This window comes from Nostoc sp. (genome assembly GCF_036917675.1).
Lineage (GTDB): Bacteria > Cyanobacteriota > Cyanobacteriia > Cyanobacteriales > Nostocaceae > Nostoc.
In genome coordinates, this window is the sequence record NZ_JBALCT010000016.1 from 212,774 (window position 1) to 232,777 (window position 20,004).

The 20,004-nt window shown below is 40.9% G+C and carries 18 protein-coding genes, 3 pseudogenes and 1 other annotated feature; of the genes and pseudogenes, 12 read left to right on the forward strand and 9 right to left on the reverse strand.

From position 1 onward, the window contains the following. Positions 1 to 383 precede the first annotated feature (383 nt). The 6 genes and pseudogenes from secE to rplL all read left to right on the forward strand — a co-directional run bounded on the left by secE (position 384) and on the right by rplL (position 3,934). The gene (gene secE / locus V7K31_RS06015; RefSeq protein WP_335093178.1) at positions 384 to 605 is read left to right on the forward strand and encodes a preprotein translocase subunit SecE; all 222 of its coding nucleotides are present in this window, start codon (positions 384 to 386) and stop codon (positions 603 to 605) included. Next, entirely contained in the window at positions 605 to 1,246 is a 642-nt protein-coding gene (nusG, locus tag V7K31_RS06020; RefSeq protein WP_334833056.1) for a transcription termination/antitermination protein NusG, read from the forward strand. The genes secE and nusG overlap by 1 nt, the downstream gene beginning before the upstream one ends. 6 nt (positions 1,247 to 1,252) lie before the next feature. Continuing rightward, on the forward strand, positions 1,253 to 1,678 hold the full coding sequence (gene rplK, locus V7K31_RS06025) for a 50S ribosomal protein L11 (RefSeq protein WP_335093179.1): 426 nt from the start codon (positions 1,253 to 1,255) through the stop codon (positions 1,676 to 1,678). An 89-nt stretch (positions 1,679 to 1,767) separates the two neighbouring features. After that, a complete protein-coding gene (gene rplA, locus V7K31_RS06030) occupies positions 1,768 to 2,481 on the forward strand; it encodes a 50S ribosomal protein L1 (protein WP_335093181.1) in 714 nt (237 codons plus the stop codon). Between the two features lie 63 nt (positions 2,482 to 2,544). Continuing rightward, positions 2,545 to 2,712 (forward strand) — a sequence feature (ribosomal protein L10 leader region). Positions 2,713 to 2,773: 61 nt separating this feature from the next. After that, positions 2,774 to 3,301, forward strand: a pseudogene (gene rplJ, locus V7K31_RS06035) (50S ribosomal protein L10); the annotation flags it as partial. Positions 3,302 to 3,541: 240 nt separating this feature from the next. Continuing rightward, positions 3,542 to 3,934, forward strand: a complete 393-nt coding sequence (gene rplL, locus V7K31_RS06040) for a 50S ribosomal protein L7/L12 (protein WP_335093182.1) — start codon at positions 3,542 to 3,544, stop codon at positions 3,932 to 3,934. Between the two features lie 403 nt (positions 3,935 to 4,337). On the opposite strand, the gene V7K31_RS06050 is transcribed toward rplL, so the two are convergent. Further along, entirely contained in the window at positions 4,338 to 4,937 is a 600-nt protein-coding gene (locus tag V7K31_RS06050) for a hypothetical protein (protein WP_335093183.1), read from the reverse strand. Positions 4,938 to 5,037: 100 nt separating this feature from the next. After that, positions 5,038 to 5,229: pseudogene (locus tag V7K31_RS06055) on the reverse strand (DUF6658 family protein); the annotation flags it as partial. Between the two features lie 282 nt (positions 5,230 to 5,511). Between V7K31_RS06055 and V7K31_RS06060 the strand changes: the two are divergent. Further along, complete coding sequence (locus V7K31_RS06060) at positions 5,512 to 6,432, forward strand: lysylphosphatidylglycerol synthase domain-containing protein (RefSeq protein WP_335093184.1); 921 nt, start codon at positions 5,512 to 5,514, stop codon at positions 6,430 to 6,432. A 12-nt stretch (positions 6,433 to 6,444) separates the two neighbouring features. On the opposite strand, the gene V7K31_RS06065 is transcribed toward V7K31_RS06060, so the two are convergent. After that, on the reverse strand, positions 6,445 to 7,764 hold the full coding sequence (locus tag V7K31_RS06065; RefSeq protein ID WP_335093185.1) for a hypothetical protein: 1,320 nt from the start codon (positions 7,762 to 7,764) through the stop codon (positions 6,445 to 6,447). Between the two features lie 327 nt (positions 7,765 to 8,091). Here V7K31_RS06065 and V7K31_RS06070 point away from each other — a divergent pair. Then, positions 8,092 to 8,286: pseudogene (locus V7K31_RS06070) on the forward strand (redoxin domain-containing protein); the annotation flags it as partial. Positions 8,287 to 8,353: 67 nt separating this feature from the next. On the opposite strand, the gene V7K31_RS06075 reads toward V7K31_RS06070, so the two are convergent. Beyond that, entirely contained in the window at positions 8,354 to 8,611 is a 258-nt protein-coding gene (locus V7K31_RS06075; RefSeq protein WP_335093186.1) for a hypothetical protein, read from the reverse strand. A 398-nt stretch (positions 8,612 to 9,009) separates the two neighbouring features. Here V7K31_RS06075 and V7K31_RS06080 point away from each other — a divergent pair, with 398 nt between their 5' ends. Next, positions 9,010 to 9,648: a peroxiredoxin gene (locus V7K31_RS06080; protein ID WP_334950910.1), complete on the forward strand. Its 639-nt coding sequence runs from the start codon at positions 9,010 to 9,012 to the stop codon at positions 9,646 to 9,648. 128 nt (positions 9,649 to 9,776) lie between these two features. Beyond that, a complete protein-coding gene (locus V7K31_RS06085; protein ID WP_335093187.1) occupies positions 9,777 to 10,361 on the forward strand; it encodes a Uma2 family endonuclease in 585 nt (194 codons plus the stop codon). Positions 10,362 to 10,693: 332 nt separating this feature from the next. Here V7K31_RS06085 and V7K31_RS06090 read toward each other — a convergent pair whose 3' ends face one another. From V7K31_RS06090 to V7K31_RS06110, 5 genes are all read right to left on the reverse strand, one after another. Next, positions 10,694 to 11,389 carry a DUF305 domain-containing protein gene (locus tag V7K31_RS06090; protein WP_335093189.1) on the reverse strand — a complete coding sequence of 232 codons (696 nt, stop codon included), beginning with the start codon at positions 11,387 to 11,389 and terminating at the stop codon, positions 10,694 to 10,696. Positions 11,390 to 11,521: 132 nt separating this feature from the next. Beyond that, positions 11,522 to 13,738, reverse strand: coding sequence for a dynamin family protein (locus V7K31_RS06095; protein WP_335093190.1), 2,217 nt, complete (start codon positions 13,736 to 13,738; stop codon positions 11,522 to 11,524). 263 nt (positions 13,739 to 14,001) lie between these two features. Then, positions 14,002 to 16,083: a dynamin family protein gene (locus V7K31_RS06100; protein ID WP_335093452.1), complete on the reverse strand. Its 2,082-nt coding sequence runs from the start codon at positions 16,081 to 16,083 to the stop codon at positions 14,002 to 14,004. A 101-nt stretch (positions 16,084 to 16,184) separates the two neighbouring features. Beyond that, positions 16,185 to 16,334, reverse strand: coding sequence for a hypothetical protein (locus V7K31_RS06105; RefSeq protein WP_335093191.1), 150 nt, complete (start codon positions 16,332 to 16,334; stop codon positions 16,185 to 16,187). A 208-nt stretch (positions 16,335 to 16,542) separates the two neighbouring features. Continuing rightward, on the reverse strand, positions 16,543 to 16,758 hold the full coding sequence (locus V7K31_RS06110) for a hypothetical protein (RefSeq protein WP_335093192.1): 216 nt from the start codon (positions 16,756 to 16,758) through the stop codon (positions 16,543 to 16,545). 444 nt (positions 16,759 to 17,202) lie between these two features. On the opposite strand from V7K31_RS06110, the gene sfnG reads away from it, so the two are divergent. Continuing rightward, the gene (sfnG, locus tag V7K31_RS06115) at positions 17,203 to 18,297 is read left to right on the forward strand and encodes a dimethylsulfone monooxygenase SfnG (protein WP_335093193.1); all 1,095 of its coding nucleotides are present in this window, start codon (positions 17,203 to 17,205) and stop codon (positions 18,295 to 18,297) included. A 234-nt stretch (positions 18,298 to 18,531) separates the two neighbouring features. Next, complete coding sequence (locus tag V7K31_RS06120; RefSeq protein WP_335093194.1) at positions 18,532 to 19,740, forward strand: SfnB family sulfur acquisition oxidoreductase; 1,209 nt, start codon at positions 18,532 to 18,534, stop codon at positions 19,738 to 19,740. The last annotated feature ends 264 nt before the right edge of the window (positions 19,741 to 20,004 follow it).

A 20,004-nucleotide genomic window follows, 5' to 3' on the forward strand; every position in this document is an offset into this window, starting at 1 on the left:
GAAAAGCAAAAAAAAGCCCGAAATAATTACGCAGCTGCTAATATAGCAGTTAGCGCTAATAATTTCGGGTAAACTTATTGTGTTTGCAGTTGTTTTGCTTTCAGGAAGTGAAATAGAGTCGAAACTGTAAACCTGGATGACCGGATTTTAGATTTTGGATTTTGGTGAAGCAGTGTAGTATTGGGCGTTTCCCCATGAGCAACTGCTGTTAGCGACATAGGAGCGTCACCCGTACCCGCAGCGTCTCCCCTTGGGAGACGGGATTGAGAAGAAATTTAAAATCGGCAAACTAAAATCTAAAATTAAGCGCCTTTGCCTTAAGGCATAGGATAAATCTAAAATCCAAAATCCAAAATTGAGTACAAACCGGGGGATAAACGGCCGTGGCCAAAAAAAGTGAAGCAGAATTGCCAGAAAACACAAATGGGTTTAGCTTGGGCAACTTCATACAGGGAACCAGAGAAGAACTTGAGAAAGTAGTCTGGCCCAGTCGGAAACAGATAGTGAGCGAATCCGCAGCTGTGTTGTTAATGGTGGCACTGTCCGCATCTTTGATATACTTGGTTGATGGATTGTTTGGTTGGGCAGCAAAACAGGTGTTCTGATGACTTTTGCAACAAACGAACCTCGCAACTCAACGTTGCAGTCCGAGGAAACAGCAGAAACAGCAGAAGCAGCGTCAAAAGAAACACGCTGGTATGCGGTGCAAGTAGCCTCAGGCTGTGAAAAGCGTGTAAAGACTAATTTAGAGCAACGCATTCAAACTTTTGATGTAGCTGACAAAATTGTTCAGGTAGAAATTCCGCAGACACCAGCGGTGAAAATCCGCAAAGATGGCAGTCGCCAGCATACAGAAGAAAAAGTTTTCCCTGGCTATGTGCTGGTGCGGATGATGATGGATGATGATACCTGGCAGGTTGTACGAAACACCTCCCATGTAATTAACTTTGTCGGTTCAGAACAAAAACGTGGTAGTAGTAAGGGTCGAGGTCATGTCCACCCCATACCACTGAGTTCTTCAGAAGTCGAACGCATATTCAAACAAACCAGTGAACAGGAGCCGGTTCTCAAAATTGACATGGCTACTGGTGATAAGATAATGGTGCTTTCTGGTCCATTTAAAGACTTTGAAGGCGAGGTGATTGAAGTTTCTCCAGAACGGAATAAGCTTAAAGCCTTGCTCTCAATTTTCGGTAGGGATACACCAGTAGAATTGGAATTTAATCAGGTAGAGAAACAGAGCTAAATACAAATGGCGAAGAAAATAGTAGCGGTCATTAAGCTAGCCCTGAATGCTGGAAAAGCCAACCCAGCACCGCCAGTGGGACCCGCATTGGGTCAACACGGTGTCAACATCATGATGTTCTGCAAAGAGTACAATGCCAAAACAGCAGATCAAGCTGGAATGGTGATACCTGTAGAAATTTCGGTTTTTGAAGACCGGAGTTTTACGTTTGTACTCAAGACGCCACCAGCATCAGTGCTGATTCGGAAGGCGGCGAAAATTGAAAAAGGCTCGAATGAACCCAACAAAAAGAAAGTTGGGTCAATTAGCAAAGCACAATTGCAAGAAATAGCCCAAACGAAACTCCCGGATCTCAATGCCAACGACATAGACGCGGCAATGAAGATTGTGGCAGGAACGGCTAAGAATATGGGTGTAACAGTCACGGATTAGTCATTGGTCATTAGCAAATGACAAAGGACTCATAACTAAAAATTATTGGGGGAGAAGCGAAACTTCGGAATTACCCCAGGAGAAAAAAAATGTCAAAAATATCGCGTCGTTTGCAGACACTGCAAGCAAAAGTAGAAGATAAGGACTATCACCCCCTAGAGGCTTTAGCTCTTCTCAAAGACACAGCGACAGCTAAATTTGCCGAAGCGGCTGAAGCACATATCCGGCTGGGAATTGACCCCAAGTATACAGACCAACAGTTGCGGACAACGGTAGCACTGCCCAAAGGTACAGGACAAATCGTTCGGGTGGCGGTGATAGCCAGAGGCGAAAAGGTAAACGAAGCAAGCAACGCTGGTGCTGATATAGTCGGATCAGAAGAACTGATTGACGAAATCCAGAAAGGTAGAATGGATTTTGACAAGCTGATAGCTACACCCGATGTGATGCCACAGGTGGCAAGGCTGGGTAAGTTGCTTGGTCCGCGTGGTTTGATGCCATCGCCCAAGGGTGGAACCGTGACATTTGATTTAGCAGGTGCGATCGCAGAATTCAAAGCTGGTAAATTAGAATTCCGAGCCGATCGAACTGGCATTGTTCATGTTATGTTTGGTAAGGCAACTTTCTCACCTGAAGATTTGTTAGTCAACCTGAAGGCATTGCAGGAAACGATTGACCGTAACCGTCCTTCAGGAGCTAAAGGTCGTTATTGGCGCACATTTTATGTAGCTGCCACAATGGGGCCATCGATTAAAGTTGATATCAGCGCCCTACGAGATTTAAAACTGAGCGAAGTAGGTTAATTTTTAGTCATTAGTGATTAGTCATTTGTAAAGGCAAAGGACAAAGGACATATGACTAATGACAAAATTAAATAGGCAAAGCCGGAGACAGCAGGTGCTAATAGCTTAATATCCTGCCGAGGTTAAAACTCTAATTGTCAAAATTATCACTCATAAAGGTGTGATAACTATGGTATCAGGAGTCTTAATACTCAACCCCGGCTAAGTTAGCTGGGGTTTGTTGTTTGGGTTTAGTTTAGAAAAAACGCACAAGTAGGGCAATCACCGATTGTTTTAAGGAGGTGAGATTGGAATGGGTAGAACACTAGAAAATAAAAAAGAGATAGTAGCTGACCTCAAAGTAACTTTGAGTGAGTCAACTCTGGCACTGGTAATTGACTATCAGGGGCTAACGGTTTCTGAAATCACAGACTTACGGCGGCGGCTGCGTCCCAGTGGCACTGTTTGTAAGGTGACGAAAAACACCCTAATGGGCATTGCCATTAAAGATGATGAAAAATGGCAGCCACTGTCGGAATTGCTCAATGGTGCTTCCGCCTTTTTGCTGGTAAAAGAAGATTTTTCATCGGCAATTAAGGCATACCAAGAATTCCAAAAAGTCACCAAGAAGACAGAACTTCGCGGTGGTGTCCTGGAAGGTCGCCTACTCAAAGAACCTGATGTCAAGATACTGGGAGACTTGCCATCTAAGGAACAACTCATAGCCCAAATTGCTGGAGCTATCAACGCCTTGGCTACCAAGATTGCTGTGGGTATCAACGAAGTTCCTGGTTCACTGGCTCGTGCTTTCCAGGCTGTGGCCGACCAAGAGCAAGCTGGTGCTAGCACTGAAAGCGCTGCTGTACAAGATACCAGTACCGAAAGCACTGCTGTACAAGATAGCAGCACCGAAAGCACTGCTGTACAAGATAGCAGCACCGAAAGCACTGCTGTACAAGATAGCAGCCCAGAAAATGCTGCTGAATAGACTTCGCGGTTCATCAGTCAAAAGTCAAAAGTCTATAGTTAAAGACCAATGACCAATGACAAATAAATAATCAAAATTACAGGAGTTATATCAATGTCTACTGCAACCGATCAAATTTTAGAACAACTAAAAACCCTCTCTTTGCTGGAAGCTTCTGAGTTAGTCAAGCAAATTGAAGAAGCTTTTGGCGTGAGTGCAGCTGCACCCGTTGGCGGTATGATGATGATGGGTGGTCCTGGTGTTGGTGCTCCTCCTGACGAAGTTGTTGAGCAAACCGAGTTTGAAGTGATTCTCGAATCAGTCCCAGCTGATAAGAAGATTGCTGTGCTGAAGATTGTCCGGGAATTGACCGGTTTGGGTCTGAAAGAAGCGAAAGACTTGGTGGAAGCTGCGCCCAAGGCAGTTAAAGAAGGTATTGCTAAGGATGCTGCTGAAGATGCTAAGAAGCGCATCGAAGAAGCTGGCGGTAAGGTGACTGTTAAGTAGTCACAATTCTATTACTAGTTTTTTATTAAGGAGTCTGAGTCAGGCTCCTTTTTTTATTACGATTTTTGTAAATGATTATCGGTTAAGGGTGTATCGCAGATTTCCCCAAAAGCGGATGCATCAAGTTGCTATTTACCTGTAACCCACCACATCCGATATTAGTCCAGCAAACAGCTTTTGTTTTAGAAAATACCCGTCATGAATTTGGAGTTATTCGTCTTTGGGAGCAACCCAGCGAGATATTTTTAAATAATACAATCAACTGAGTTAAGGCTGATGTCGAGGGAATTAAACCCCACCTAAAACCCAAGCAAAGCCTGTCTATGCAGGCTTTGCTTGGGTAGCCCCAGACTAAATATCTGTGGGCGCTTTCATATTTTTGCAAGACATTGAATCACTAATTTCAATCAACGTCTTTGACTGTCCTGTTTACTGCGTTGCCTGCATCCTCAGCTGTGCGCTGAACATTTTTACCAGCATCCTCAGCCCCACGCTGAACATTTTTTGTCACGTCTTCAGCAGCATTCTGGGTATTACCCTTGATATTTTCAATTCCTCGCTGAGTTCCCTTAACAAGACCTTCCCGAACTTCATCAGCTGAACTACCAATATCTTCACCCAGGTTCTTCACTCTTTCACCAAGGGATGTCCCTTGCTGAAAATTCCGGCCATATTGCTCTCGGCTGTCAATTCCCTTCTGCTCAATATTTTTTTGAGCATTTTTTACTAGCGCCTCAGCTTTGTCATTGGCTGCCTTCTCATCTTTTGCTCTAGGATCTACATCACTAAAGTTATTCATCCCACCAGCAGGAGAAGAGAGAGGATAATCTTTGGTGGGATCATATCGCTTGACATTAGGTGCTTGAGAACCTGGCTGTGGTGGTTGTGTTGCTACTCCTGGAGCACCACAAGCCTGGGTCATAAATAGAAACATTCCTGCTAAAAAAACAGTTAAAACTTTCAAGGGACGAATGTTTTTCAGCCAATTCATTGCTTTTTTCATACTTCTCACTCCTTCGATTTCTGTGACTAAGTTAAACTTCAACCAAGATGGCATTTGGAATTAATTTTGCATTCCAAGCATATCAGACAAAATAAGGGTTCTATCTGCCTACTGCTGGATTTTTTTGTAATTCAGGTCTGGCACCTGCTTCATCTGCCTTGTTTTTCAAAAAACCGGAAGCTTCTTCAACAGCCTCTTTTACAGTCTCAAGACGATCTTTAACCCGATCTCCCACATTTGGTTCATTCTGAATTAAACCACCTGGCTCAGGTTGTTGGAAGTCTTTATCTGTGCAAGTTATTGTGCTTATTTTGGTTCGCTCACTTTCCATAACCTCTATTAAGGATATGAATAATAAAATTAACTTTACCTCTAGCGCAGGCCACATTTTAATTAGTAATAATAGAATATTTTTATCTAACTATAGAGAGATATAAAATAAAGTAATATAGTGGTCGTAAAAAGAACTACATTAACCTGTTTAATACTTCAAAAGCTTTGAATATATAGCTGATATACCATAAGCTTTGAGGTATTCAGCCCTTGTTGCTCTAACCGTTAAATTACTAAATTCATGAAGCAATTTTTACGCTGGATAATTTTGGGGGGGACGCTGTTTTTTTTAGGGAAAGCTCTGAAGGATAATTGGATTGAAGTGACTGCTATCCACATTGATGGGGTAGGATGGGCAATTATAGCGATCGCTACAGGCGTCACTTTACTAGCACATACTTGGGCAGGCTGGATCTGGACTTGGATTCTGCAAGAGTTAAATCAACCTGTATCATCTACCCAGTTTATCCAAGTTTACCTAAAAACGAACATAGCCAAGTATTTACCAGGTAATATCTGGCATCACTACGGGCGAATTGTCGCCGCCAAAAATGCCAATGTCTCTGCTGGTGCAGCCACTTTAAGCGTTTTACTGGAACCGTTACTCATGCTAGCGGCGGCTTTAATCATCATTGTCCTATGCAGTAGCCAATTTGCAGCAGCTAATACTACTCTTGTTCTGCAAATACTACAATTGCTGAGTTTAGCTGTAGTCCTTTGTGCGATTCATCCCTGGTTTTTAAACCCAGTTATTCGTTTTTTGTACAGATTGAAAGCAAAAAAGTCTGCTGTCACCACTGAGTCAACTGTTCCCTTCAGTCTTAAAAGCTACCCTTTACGACCTTTGTTAGGAGAATTGGGCTTTATGGGACTACGCGCCACTGGGTTTATATTAACTATGTTTGCGCTGGGTTCGTTGAATCTGAATCAAATTCCTTTGTTGTTAGGGGCTTTTAGTTGCGCTTGGTTGTTAGGGTTTGTCATTCCGGGTGCGCCTGGTGGGTTAGGTGTGTTTGAAGCGACTGCGTATGAGCTTTTACGACACCACTTTCCATCTGCCTTAGTATTTAGTGCGATCGCTCTATATCGACTCATTAGTATTCTAGCTGAAACTGCGGGTGCTGCTCTGGCTTGCTTAGATGAACGCCTTGCTAAATCCTAAATCAGGCGACACTCATTTTTGTCTATCTACCTTCATCTGTGAAAACACACGATAACCATCCAGATTTAACTGCGGATTACTGCTTTGGGTTTCTTCCATCTTAATCAAGTTATATTCTACGTTTTCCGCATATATTGCAAACGTGATATTAAAAATCTCCATAAAATTGATTACCCACTTACACTCCTCTTGAGGATATTTTTCGTAATAACGAATCAGATGAGCAATTCTAGTTTCTAAATGCCTACGGGAATTTCTACAAATCAAAATAGTCTTTAGCAGTATAATCACCAATGTTAGAGAGTGACCTGGGGTAAGCAATAATATAAATAATGACGAAGGTTCTTTCCCATTCTCTGTTGTCAAACAATCAATCACTCGATTACAGGTTCTTAAGAACAATTCTTTAGTGATAATTTCTTGACTATAATCTTTCTTCCATAATGATAAATTCTCTGCAAACTGTCGCCGTAAACTCTCGACTAATTTTTGATTATCTACAGAAAAAAATAGATATTTTTCTATACTGATTTTAAATTGTTCAAGAGTTTGCTCTTGAGTTTGCTTTACAAATATATTGGCAATATTCTCATGGCTAAATATACCTTTTTTTAAAACAATTGCTTTTATTAAATGCAGAACATTATCTCCCAAAATACTGGGATTTGTGTAGCGTGTTGTGCTTGAGACGGCAGATTGAGAACGAGCAATATACATTGCTAATTCAAACTTAAATTTGTCTTTCATCTGTCTAGAAAGCTTTCTGGCAGCCTCTTGTTGGTCTCTGGAATTATTCTCATTAACAGATTGATCAACTAATAAATAAGAAGTGTAGCGATTAGCCCAATGACCTTTAGTTAATTCCTCATGTTTACCAGCAAATAATTTTAATTCTTGGTAGTCTTTGCTGTTTATGAAATTCCCTAGCCAGCTTTTACAGTTAATTATGGCTGGAAAATTATTGTTATTTACTTTTAGGTTCGCATTAGCAAATAAATTAACTAATTCTTGGATATATTTGTTTTTTCTATTGGTTGTCCAATTGTTTATTATTATATAAGTACAACGCTTAAGTGTATTACAGAACTCCTGTTCGTTATCATTTAAAAAAAGGCTGTATATTACAGGTATAGAATGGGAATCCTCTGAATCAAGACCGTCTATAAATAAAGCTTTGAACTCCCGTAAAACTTCATCTGGTGACAGTTTTTTGACAATTTCCACAAAGAAGCTATAAAACTCTTCTTGTGCAATTTGCACATTTTGCGGTCTAGATTGAGACGTAACCAAATGCGGATATTTCTGACTAATTGATAAACTATTAGCGGTCATTCCAGTTCTCAGGACAAAAAGACTTCCTGTTCATATTATTACTAGTTTAACCTTGGTGAACAGTAGCATCAATCTATTCTTCAGAGATTCAGTAATCTTTTTACACAAATTTGATAAACTCGGACTATAAATAAAGTCTTAAACATAAATTGTTTAAGACTTCATCAAATACTCCAGTAAAATTATTTACTTTTAAGGGAGTCAATATGCGACCAAATTAGGGTTATGTTCAGCGCTTGAAAGGGTCATTTTGCGTAATACATATTATGATTAATTTGTACAGTGCGTAAGTCATAATTATTAACCCTTTCAAGGTGGGTAAAAATTTTGGTTAAGAAATTTGACAAGCGCAATGTCAAAGCGATCGCACTTAGCATTGATAGCGTTGAATCCCACAACGTCTGGGTAGGAGACATCGAAGAAACTCAAAGCACCACCCTTAACTACCCAATTTTGGCGGATGCGGATCGCAAGGTTTCTGACCTTTACGACATGATCCACCCCAATGCTAATGCGGCTGTTTTAGCTGGGATGCGATCGCAAATCAAACAATCCAAGCCTACCAAAAAATTCTGGCAAATAAATGAATTTAATCCAACGCAGACAATAGCAGTTTTTGCCAAATAGGGGCTATAACTGCTTTGACAACGATATCCGCAATCACAAAAGCAATCCCAATTAACATATAAGTTTTAGGAAAGGGAGATTTAGGAACTTCGCCTCTGATGCGAGTTATTAGATTTAATCCTAATGCAGCTAAAGCTACCCCAGTGGGGATAAACCCGATTATCCGCAAAAGTGACCAAGGATACCACCCTAAAATGGCTGCTAAACCTTGGTTTAGCACTAACTTTCACCAATTCTGCAACATAAAAATTCATGTAGTTCAGCATCCAAGTGCCAAATATCAATGCCACACTACTTAAGGTGACAACGCAGAGAATACAAAAAATCCCGTACTGCAATAAATGCGCTGATAAAAATAAACTGAGTGAACCTTCTGAATCTTCTCCCGTGCGAATCCAGTGCAACATTCTAAAGAAAAATTTGTAGGGAAAACATAATAATTTAGGTCATATATGTGTATTTTAGTCAATAGATTTTACCTCTCTCACGTCCCTTATCTGAGAGTGTTGACAACCTAAAATTTTCTTTAAAACCGCTAAACTCCGATTGGGAAATGGGGTTTTATGCCATGATGGGATACTAGAATATATATGCCTTTCTAACTACAGGTAATCTCACATGGCTCTCCGTCTAGGTGACACAGTACCCAACTTTACGCAAGCCTCAACACACGGCGACATCGATTTTTACCAATGGGCAGGTGACAGCTGGGTTGTGCTGTTCTCTCACCCTGCTGATTTTACACCTGTTTGTACAACAGAACTCGGCACAGTTGCCAAGCTCAAACCAGAATTTGACAAGCGCAATGTCAAAGCGATCGCACTTAGTGTTGATAACGTTGAATCCCACAAAGGCTGGGTGGGAGACATTGAAGAAACTCAAAGCACCACCCTCAACTACCCAATTTTGGCAGATGCCGATCGCAAAGTTTCTGACCTTTACGACATGATCCACCCAAATGCTAATGCGGCTGTGACAGTGCGATCGGTTTTCGTGATTGACCCCAACAAGAAACTCCGTCTCACTTTCACATATCCCCCCAGCACGGGACGCAATTTTGATGAACTTTTGCGGGTGATTGATTCTCTGCAATTGACTGATAACTACAGCGTGGCGACACCAGCTGACTGGAAAGATGGAGAGGATGTTGTAATTGTCCCCTCACTGAAAGATCCAGAAGTACTCAAAGAGAAATTCCCCAAAGGCTACAAGGAAGTTAAACCCTATCTGCGGTTAACTCCTCAGCCTAACAAGTAAATCTGAAAATGATTTCGGATAAAAAAGCAAAGGCGCAAAGTTATAATTTTGCGTCTTTGTCTTTTGTTTGTCTTTTTGCCTGAGAATATAGTCAGTGAGCTAGGCATCTGAAGCTGGAGGAAATCCCGATGTTCTCATCTCCTTTGGTTTTGCAAATTCCGTCATCAATGCAAATGACAGACGAACAATTTTTTGAGTTTTGTCAGGTGAATCGTGACTTACGCATTGAGCGCAATAAATTTGGAGAATTGGTAATTATGCCTCCTACTGATTCAGAGACAGGAAACCGAGAAGGTAACATCTCAGGACAGTTATGGGTTTGGTCGGAACAAGATAGTACAGGTATAACTTTTAGTTCTAGTACCGGATTTAAGTTATCAACAGGTGCAGAACGCTCTCCAGATGCTTCCTGGATTAAACTAGAACGCTGGAATGCTCTGTCAGCAGAACAACAGAAAAGATTTGCACCCATTTGTCCAGATTTTGTAGTCGAACTCAAATCCCCTAGCGACAACCTCCAAACTTTGAAAGAAAAAATGGAGGAATATATGAATGAGCCGGGAATACAGTTAGGCTGGTTAATTGACCGTAAGCAGCGTAAAGTCTATATTTCTCGTCCTGGATTGTCAGAAGAGTGTTTAGATAATCCTGCTAGTATTAGCGGCGAGTTGGTATTGCCTGGGTTTATTTTGAATATGAGTAAAGTTTGGTAAGAAAATTTTATTTAAATTTAGGTTGGTGACGATACAGCAACTTAAATTGGGAAATTCGCGTGACATCAAAGGGTAATTGAATGGTAAAAGTGCTACCTTTACCTAACTGAATTTGCACGTTTAAACTACCTTGGTGTCCCTCTCAAGGAATTAACGAAGCCCAGGCTGAGATTTTGCGATCGCATCTAGCAACCTTTGCAGAGGATTGGGATAGCCCGGAAATGAGTATTTATGACAACTATGACGCAGCCAAAACAAACCTTTAAGCTATTATTGCTTATTGACAAATAAACCATAACTTTAAGTTGTCACGAATACCCAGAGACTTAGGTTTACTGGTTGTACCAGGCTTTTCGCCACTGCTGCATTTGTTTAATCTCAGTATTTTGTGCTTTGATAATTTCTTGGGCTAATTGCTTAATTTCAGGGTGCTTAGACTTACTTAAGGTATCTTGCGCCATTGTTACAGCCCCTTCATGGTGAGGAATCATCGCATTGATAAAGCGCAGATCAAATTCAGCATCAGCTGCACCTAAGTTCTGACTCATCATCATAGTTTTCATTTGGTCAGACGACATCTCCATGTTATGACCCATTTGACTGTTATAAGCCATTGGTTTATCTCCCGCCTTGGGATACCAAGCTTGTCGCCACTGCTTCATCTGAGTGATTTCTTGGTTTTGCGATTTGATGATATTGTCTGCTAGTTTTTTGATTTCAGGACGTTTTGATTTCTGCTGCGCTTCTTTAGCCATTTCCACAGCCCCTTGATGGTGCGGTATCATAGCATCGATAAACCGTAAATCAAAGTTAGCATCGGCTGGGCCTAAATCCATTCCCATGCCGTGATTCATGCTACTACCGTGGTTGATCTGTTGCTTGTCGTTAGCATTGGTAGCAGTTGCATTCGGCGCTTGGCTTTCGTTCTGGGAAGCAGTATTGGTACAGGCTGTAATTAATCCACCGCCAGAGGCGATCGCACTAAAGGTTAACGCCAAAAAGCCATTCCTCAAAGATAGCAGTTGCATAAGTCTCACCTAACAGTTTCCTAATTCTATATTTACTTCTTAGCTTTGCAACCAGAAATGAAATTAGGATGAAATTTAAAGATACCGGACTTTTTTGAGAAGTCAGGTATATTGTTTTTCATTTTTCGTTTTTCATTTCTCACTCAAAATTGCGTAAGCTTCATTAAGTAAGTGCATTTTCTCTTGTGCTTGTTTTTGCAGTTGCGGCTTACCAACAAACAAATCTGGATGCCATTGTTTTACTAAAGTTCGATAAGCCTGCTTTACCTCAGCCAAAGAAGCATTTGCTTGCAATCTTAAAATCCTGTAAGCGTGAGTAATCTTATCTTTTTCAGTCTGGGTTTTTGGTTGATTGGGCGCTTTGTTACTTTGAGTTGCATTTTGCTGTTTGCCAGTTTGAGAACCAGGCGATGTCTGACGACAAGCATTAGGGCTACGCATCTCTGCTTTCATTTGCGCTATTTCCTCATTGAGTTCCCAATCACGAAATTTAGCCTCCACCTCTTCTGGACGTGGAAAAACAGATTTTAGCCTGATCTCACTATTCTTAGCAGTATTTTCCTGTTGTTGCTTGACACCAGGATCTTTTTGCGAATAAGTTTGAACTCTCTTTGGTTGTGGCGAATATTTTCTATTAGTATTCGTGTATTTTGGTAATTCTTGATAAATTTGATGATTTGAGAGTATTTTGACTTTTTCTAATTCTCGTAGCAACTGATTAAAAGCGTTTTGTAATTGCTGCAAATTTTCCCGTCTATTAGTAATTTCTAGTGGTTCTTGACTAAATTCAAAGCAAATTACTTTTTCGGATTTCTGCTCATATTCAGCCAAAATTGCTAACCCTTGACTGCTGAAGCCAGATAAATAATCTTCAACTGCACTAATACAAAGTTTAGCAACTTCCTGATGATAAGATTCCTTTGCTAATTGTTCGTCTTGTGTCTGGATATTCTTGTTTAACAAATAAGAAATACTTCCGACGACAGCAGCACCCACCGGGCCGCCTAACAACCAACCAATACCACCACCAACAGCGATGGAACCAGGTTCACTCAAATCATCAGTATTACTTGGCTTTGAGGGTAGTATTACTTGTGGTTCGCTAGGAAAGGGAATTAATAAATCTTGCGATCGTTCTTCTTGGAAAAATTCGTAAGCTTGAGAAAGCCATTTCACCGCCGCAAATTGTAACTGAGTCAGGTCTTTTTTAAGAGTATTTGTTTGCCAAGCTTTAAAGTTATTTTCTGCCAATGCAACTGCCGCACCAGCTTGATATTTTGTGAGTAGCTTGGGTAATGCTAGCCAATCACGTAATTCTCCCACGCTAGTACCAAAACCTTTATAAATTAAGTTGGCTGCTTTTTGTTTAATTTCAATTTTAGTATTTTGTTTATCATCAAAGGATTTTATTTCAATAGCAATCGGGTCAATTTTAGCTTTTAATGAGTGTTGGATTTGAGAAGCGATCGCTTGCACTCTTGGCAAACGCACACTACTACGATTTGGTTGCAAAATCCCCACAATATTTTGCAAAGCTGTTTCAAAAGCCGCTAACCCGCTACTATTGGCAGCAGCAACATCGCCTTTTAATCTGGCTCTTAAGGCAGGTAAAGCATCAACGCGATATAAATTACTAAAACCTGGAGGCAATTCGGCTCGAAAGCTTTCTGCAACAAACACCAGACGATTTTGGACTTGTTTTTGCTCGTCGGGTTCAAGTAAATTAAGAAAATTGGCAACAAATATAACTGTTTTAATACCGCGATCTAATAGCCAATCTCGTAAGTTTTCCCGTTCACCTAAAGTCATTAACTTACGTGCATCTAATAATTGGATAACTAAATCTGCACTTAAGAGTTGTTCTCGGACTAAATTATCTTGTTCATCTCTATCATTTGTTCCCGGTAAATCGAGCAATTCTACACCTGTTTCTAAGAACGGATGCGGACAAAAAACTTCCACAGATGCTACATCTTTTCGCATCTGCCTATTGCCATCAAGAATTGCAAATTGCTGTAAAACTTCTGTGCCACTGCGGGAGATTTCTGTACCATCTACCAACATGATGCGAGTTCGCACATCAGAGCCATACTTGACAGTAATTGCCGCACCTGTGGTAGGAATTAAATCAATTGGTAAGGTGCGATTTCCTAGAATGGCATTTAATAGGGTAGATTTGCCATGATTAAAGGGGCCAAATACCGCAATGCGAAAGCTAGGATTAACCAGATGATTGCAAATGGTAATTATATCTTGATGCAGTTGCGATTTGCATTCTAAATTCAGTAACGCAGATGCAGATTTCAGACAATCTGCTAAATCCCTATAACTTTCATATTGTTGTTCCATATTTCCTCGTTCCCAGCTTCTAGCTGGGAATGCAGATCATTGAGGCTCCGCCTCACATTATTAAGTAGGTAGGCATAATTAACATACAATAAAATCCTAGTTTTTAGTGAGGTATTTATTGCTCATAGCAAAATTTATCAGGACTAAAGTCCTTACTACAAACTTTAATTTATTTGCGTTTAGCTACTTATGGTTATGGGAGGCAGCAGCCCTCGCAGTATGCATTCCCAGTTGGAGACTGGGAACGATATCAATGAGATTTATTAGCTATAATAAGCTAATAAATTGCTATATGCCGCCTCAATTTTTTGCACCTGAGCTATTACATCTTCCTGTAAGGTTTTTAAACGTTTGAACTCACTCTCACGATTAATTTCGCGGGTTTCTTTCTGTTTCAGCAGATTATCTAATTCAGATTTACGAGATACAATATCATCGTTAATCCGCTTACTTACTTCTCTTTCGTAAGAGTCAAAACACTCTTTCACGGCATTGTATACAACCTGAGATTGCTCATGTGCTACTTGGGGTAGATGTTTAACTAACTCTTTTTTAGCAGTTTTAACTAACTCTCTACGCGCTTGATCTGCTTGCAAAAATCCTACTCCCAAACCTAGTAGCGCAAACCCAATTGGCCCAAGAAAAATACCTGTAACTGCTGTAATTATCCCGCCAACACCAATTACAGTGAAGTAGTTTAACAAGATATTTTTCCAATCAAATCCAGCGCCTGCGAGTGCGAAACCAGCAAGATTTCCCTTAGATAGTGATAACAATCCCATTGCCCATTTTGCCCAGCCGGGAGAGTTATCTTCTTCAGTAGTGTTAGTGGTATTTACTTTAACGTTTTGTCCAGTCAGTTTTTCTGTTATTTGGTCTGTGACTTGACTGTAAGATGCGCCATATTGTGCAGCACTGCGAGAAAGTCCTTTAAAAGCTACATTGATATCTTTTTCAGCAGTTAATGTCCAAGCAGCAGATTTGTCGGTGATGTATTGCTCAAAGGCTTTTTGCAGTGCGGTATTAAATGCTTCTCGTTTACCACTACTGAGAAAATCAAACAAATTTAATTCCGGCTGATAGCGTAAGAAATCATTTTCAAAGGTATTACCTAAGTTTAAAACGTAGCTGCGAAAAGATTCGGAAATCGTTCTTGCTTGAGTGTCTCTTGTATTGATAATTTCTTTTTGAAATTCATCTCGAATACCTGTGAGTTTGTTAAACTCTGGTTCCACTGAATCAATTCGTTTTTTTAACTCATTTACATCTTGGTCAAGTAATGGTATACGTCTAGCAACTGCTTCGCAGATATGATTGCAGCCAAGTCTTGCTAAAGTTCTGACTTGACGGAGTTCTGCGATCGCACGTTCTCTGGTAAGAAAAGTATTAAGCGAATCCATAAACTTCGGAAAGCCAGTCCCCTCTAAATCAGCTTGAGGATTTTTCAACCGTCGTCTGAGTGCTTGAATTGACGAAAGCTCAAACACTCGTTCGTCATAAATATTCTGACCTTCTACAGAACAATATTCTGCTAAATTCGCGTTAAAGACTTGCCGTAATCTCTCCTCAGATCCTTTTAATTCCTCTACATCGTCAGGATCAATCAATGATTCCCGCACCTGATCCCAAGCATTAACTAAAAAGAAAACTGTCAATCCTCGACCTTTAATATAATTTTCTAGGTAGCGACGCTCACCCAAGGTACAAGGTTGAGAAGCTCTCATCACAAACAGAATTGCATGACAATTATTTACATAACCCAAAGATAATTCGTTTCGCGCTTCTGTATCATTTAAGCCTGGACTATCGACAATTTCAATTCCCTTTTCTAGTAGCGTTAAAGGATACTCAACTACTGCATAATCAACATCAGGAAAAGCTTGTTTTTTCTCCTGCTCTAGTTTTTTAGCTTCACCCGGATCAATCGTATATTTATGTTTAAAGCTCTGAAAATCTAGCTGTTGCGGACTTTTACCATCATTAAAATGAATCGTAACTTTCTTTTCTGGCCCATAGCGTAAAACTGTTAACACTGCGGTACAAGGGTTAACATCGCTCGGTAATAAGTTTTCACCAATTAAGGCGTTGAGAAACGTGCTTTTTCCCCGTTTCATATCGCCCAAGACCAAAAGGCGAAATACACCTTCACGGAGGTTTTTGCTAGCTAGAGTAATATCTTCAATATCTCGTTCTAAACTGAGTTTTCCTGATGAAGAGTCTCCAGCCAATTCAGCTTTATCAATTGTTTCAGCAATTTTGCTCAAACACACAGAAATCTCCGATCGCACTTGAGCAACACGCTCTAAATCTTGGATAAATCTGTCAGTTACTACCTGCTTACTCATCATAGTTACACTTTATTAAAGATTTTTTTTTGATTCAAAAAATAATTTGTAAGACATCCACCCCAGTGCAGCAACAATAATAAACCCAGCTACCACTGAGGCTATCTCATTGCAACCAGCGTTACCACACCAAGAGCAAATAGCTTTCCACTGAGGATAACTTTTTTCATCCAAGGTTTCTGGGAATCTTCTGGCTGATGCTTCACAGTTTGATGAAAAGCCGCATCGGTAGCATAAATGTTAATTTCCATTTCCCAAAGACGCAATTCAACTTCTCGCTCTGGTAGTAAACGTTCCCGGTGTTAGAGTTCTATTTGGCGATGCCTACGCTTTCAGATATCATTGGTGTCCATGCCGTCTAAGAGAATGAGATGATGTCAGCATTCACTCATCAATTATCGAGTATCATAACTTACAAAAATATTTTTTAACCCAGTAAAATTACTATTTTAATTGTCATTACCTGCTAAACTTAAACTGGAAGTTAAGTAGCATATAAATGCAGCCGCTTTCCAATAAATTGTCGTGAAAACGACTGTAGCCTCCCTCACCAGCCGTTAGATTAATTGCACAATTTGATTCACCAGCAATGAAAGTGGGTGGTGTTGGTGTAGGCTTATCTGTGAGAATACCACCCGCAATGGTATAATTTGCCAACTTAATTAAAGGCTTCAACTGTCCATAGCCCCTTGATTACATTAATGTACTCTTCTAATCGCGCGTAGCGATCGCTATGGGGTGGCAAGATATCTCCATAGCTAGCAAATATAAAATAATAATTAAATACTCAGCAAAATTGGGCTGTATTGTATTTTGAAATACAAAAATGCGATTTAAGTAAATCGAATCACGATATCAGAAAAATTATCGTAATAAAGTGTGATAAATTCAAAACTACGGTAGCACTGTCGAGTTATGGTATATTACCAACATCAGATCCTGAGATTGTCTACTTGTAAACTCAGAGTAATTTCCAGCAGCTCTCAAACTTTCAATTTTGACTAAGATTTTGCCCGCTCAAGTTTTAGCTGATTTGTTAGTGATGAAAAATTAGGCTTTATTGGATTACAAGCAAAGTTAGACAAATAACCAGACAGTTTCAATTACAAACGCACAATTATGGTAGATATCAAGTTCGCATACTGGATTCCCAACGTTAGCGGGGGGTTAGTAGTAAGTAAAATCCCCCAACGGACAGATTGGACTTACGAATACAATGCTCAACTGGCTCAAACAGCTGAAGAAGTCGGATTTGAATATGCTCTAGCACAAGCCAGATTTATCGCCAGCTATGGCGCTGAGTACCAGCTAGAGGCACTTACAACCGTGTCAGCCCTAGCTCCAGTCACCAAGAAGTTGAAGCTAATTGCAGCAGTTCACCCTGGATTGTGGCATCCGGGAGTAGTTGCCAAAATCGGTGCCAGCATTGATTTTCTGTCAAACGGTCGATTTGCACTAAATGTAGTTAGCGGCTGGTTCAAAGATGAATTCACCATCTATGGTGAACCCTGGTTAGACCATGACGAACGCTATCGTCGTTCCGAAGAATTTATCCGCGTTCTCAAAGGTTTGTGGACAGAGGAGGAGTTTCACTTTAAGGGCGACTTTTATCGCATCAATGGTGGTTGGGTGAAGCCCAAACCGATTACCCAACCTCATCCTGAAATCTTCCAAGGCGGTAACTCGAAAGCAGCCCGACGCATGGCTGGCCGCGTCTCTGATTGGTATTTTATGAACGGCAACACCATAGAAGGAGTGAAAGAGCAGATTGAAGAAGTGTCTGCATTAGCGAGTCTTGAAGGACGCAAAATTAAGTTTGGTCTGAATTCCTTTATCATCGTGCGAGATACGGAAGCAGAAGCCCATGAAGTATTGCGCGATATTATTGCCCAAGCGGATGTGGAAGCGGTGAAAGGATTTGGCGAAGCAGTGAAACAGGCGGGAGCTTCTACTCGTGAGCATCAGGGAATGTGGGCGAATTCCAATTTTGAAGACTTGGTGCAGTATAACGATGGCTTCCGTTCAGGCTTGATTGGTACTGCCGATCAAGTTGCTGACAAGATTCGCCAATTTTATGAAGTCGGAGTTGATCTAATTCTCGGTGGCTTCTTACACTACTCGGATGATTTGCCTGCATTTGGTCGGACAGTAATTCCGATTGTGCGCGAACTAGAAGCTAATCGTCGTCAGGCTAATGAGTTAGTTGTGGTGTAGCAGATTCTTGAGAGTTAAGGACTTCTGCAAGTAGTTGTGTAATTTATCCGGGCTTTATTTGGGAAGTCGTTCAATAGTTAAGCCCATTTCGACAAAAAAATTGCTCATTCAAAGAATCTTACTCAGATTCAATCTGTGTATTGGCATATGGCAATCAGCCCTACAAATTTCCACTAGCCAATGTATTTAGATCATTGTCTGGTTAAATACTTATCACAATCAAGGAGTTGTATTATGACATCAGTAATTAATACTGAACAGAAAGCGCATATCATTCAGGATGACCAAGAAGCGATCGCGATCGCTCACGAACTAGCAGCTGAGTTTGCCAAAGGTGACTCAGAACGCGACCAAAATCGGCGTCTACCTGCTGAGGAAGTAGAAAAGTTCTCCCAGAGCGGATTGTGGGGGATCACAGTCCCGAAAGAGTATGGTGGGGCTTTTGTATCGAGTGCCACCCTGGCAGAAGTCATAAAAATCATCTCCGAAGCCGATTCTAGCCTTGGACAAATTCCCCAAAACCACCTCTATATGGTGGAAGCAGTTCGCTTGGATGGTACAGATGAGCAGAAGAAGTTCTTCTTTGATTTGGCTCTACAAGGCAAGCGGTTCGGTAACGCCTTCTCTGAAATTGGCACTAAGTCTGTCACCGATGTCCAGACAAAGTTAGAACCAGATGGTTCTGACTACGTACTCAATGGACGTAAATATTACTCTGCTGGGGCACTACTAGCACATTGGGTTCCCGTCATTGCCAGCAATCAAGATGGTAAGACAGTAGTGGCATTTGTCGAAAGAGATGCCCCAGGATTGACGCTACTTGATGATTGGACGAGCTTCGGACAGCGTACCACCGCTAGCGGCACTACCATTATCGAAAATGTGAAAGTTAAGGCAGAACACGTCATTCCGCACTACTTAGCCTTTGAGAGGGCAACACCAATGGGTGCGATCGCGCAAATCATCCAAGCCGCCGTAGATGTGGGGATTGCTAAAGCCGCAGTTCGTGACACCATCTACTTTGTCCGCAACCATACCCGCCCTTGGGTTGACAGCAATTTAGAAAAAGGATACGAAGACCCTCTGACGCTCTATAACTTAGGCAATGTCCAAATTCAGGTTCACGCTGCTGAAGCATTGCTGCGACGTGCAGGTGAGTTTCTCGACATCGCCAACGAGTCAGGTTTAGAAGAACCCAAGGTAGTGGAAGCATCAATCGCAGTTGCGGAAGCCAAAGCCTTTGCTACCGAAGCAGCATTACTAGCTACCAACAAGTTGTTTGAACTAGCAGGTACTAAGTCCACATTGGAGCAATTCAACTACAATCGCCACTGGCGAAATGCTCGCGCTCACACACTCCACGATCCCGTCCGTTGGAAATACTACGCTGTTGGTAACTACTTCCTCAATGGTGTCTACCCCCCACGCCATCCTTGGCTGTAATTGTGGCATTCTCTATTGGGGTCAATCAATTTTGGATTTGGGATTTTAGATTTTAGATTGACCCCATGCATTAATGCAGTGGCTTGAATAAAGAATCGTAGATTTTGGATTGATTCCACAAATAAATTTGCTTGCTCTCAGACCTTTTTCAATTTTGAATCTTCAATCCAAAATTGAAAATCTAAAATTCGGTGAGGCATTCGGAGGGAATATTTACCCGAATGCTTTGCCCCTGATCAATTCAACATTATTTAAGTTGATACT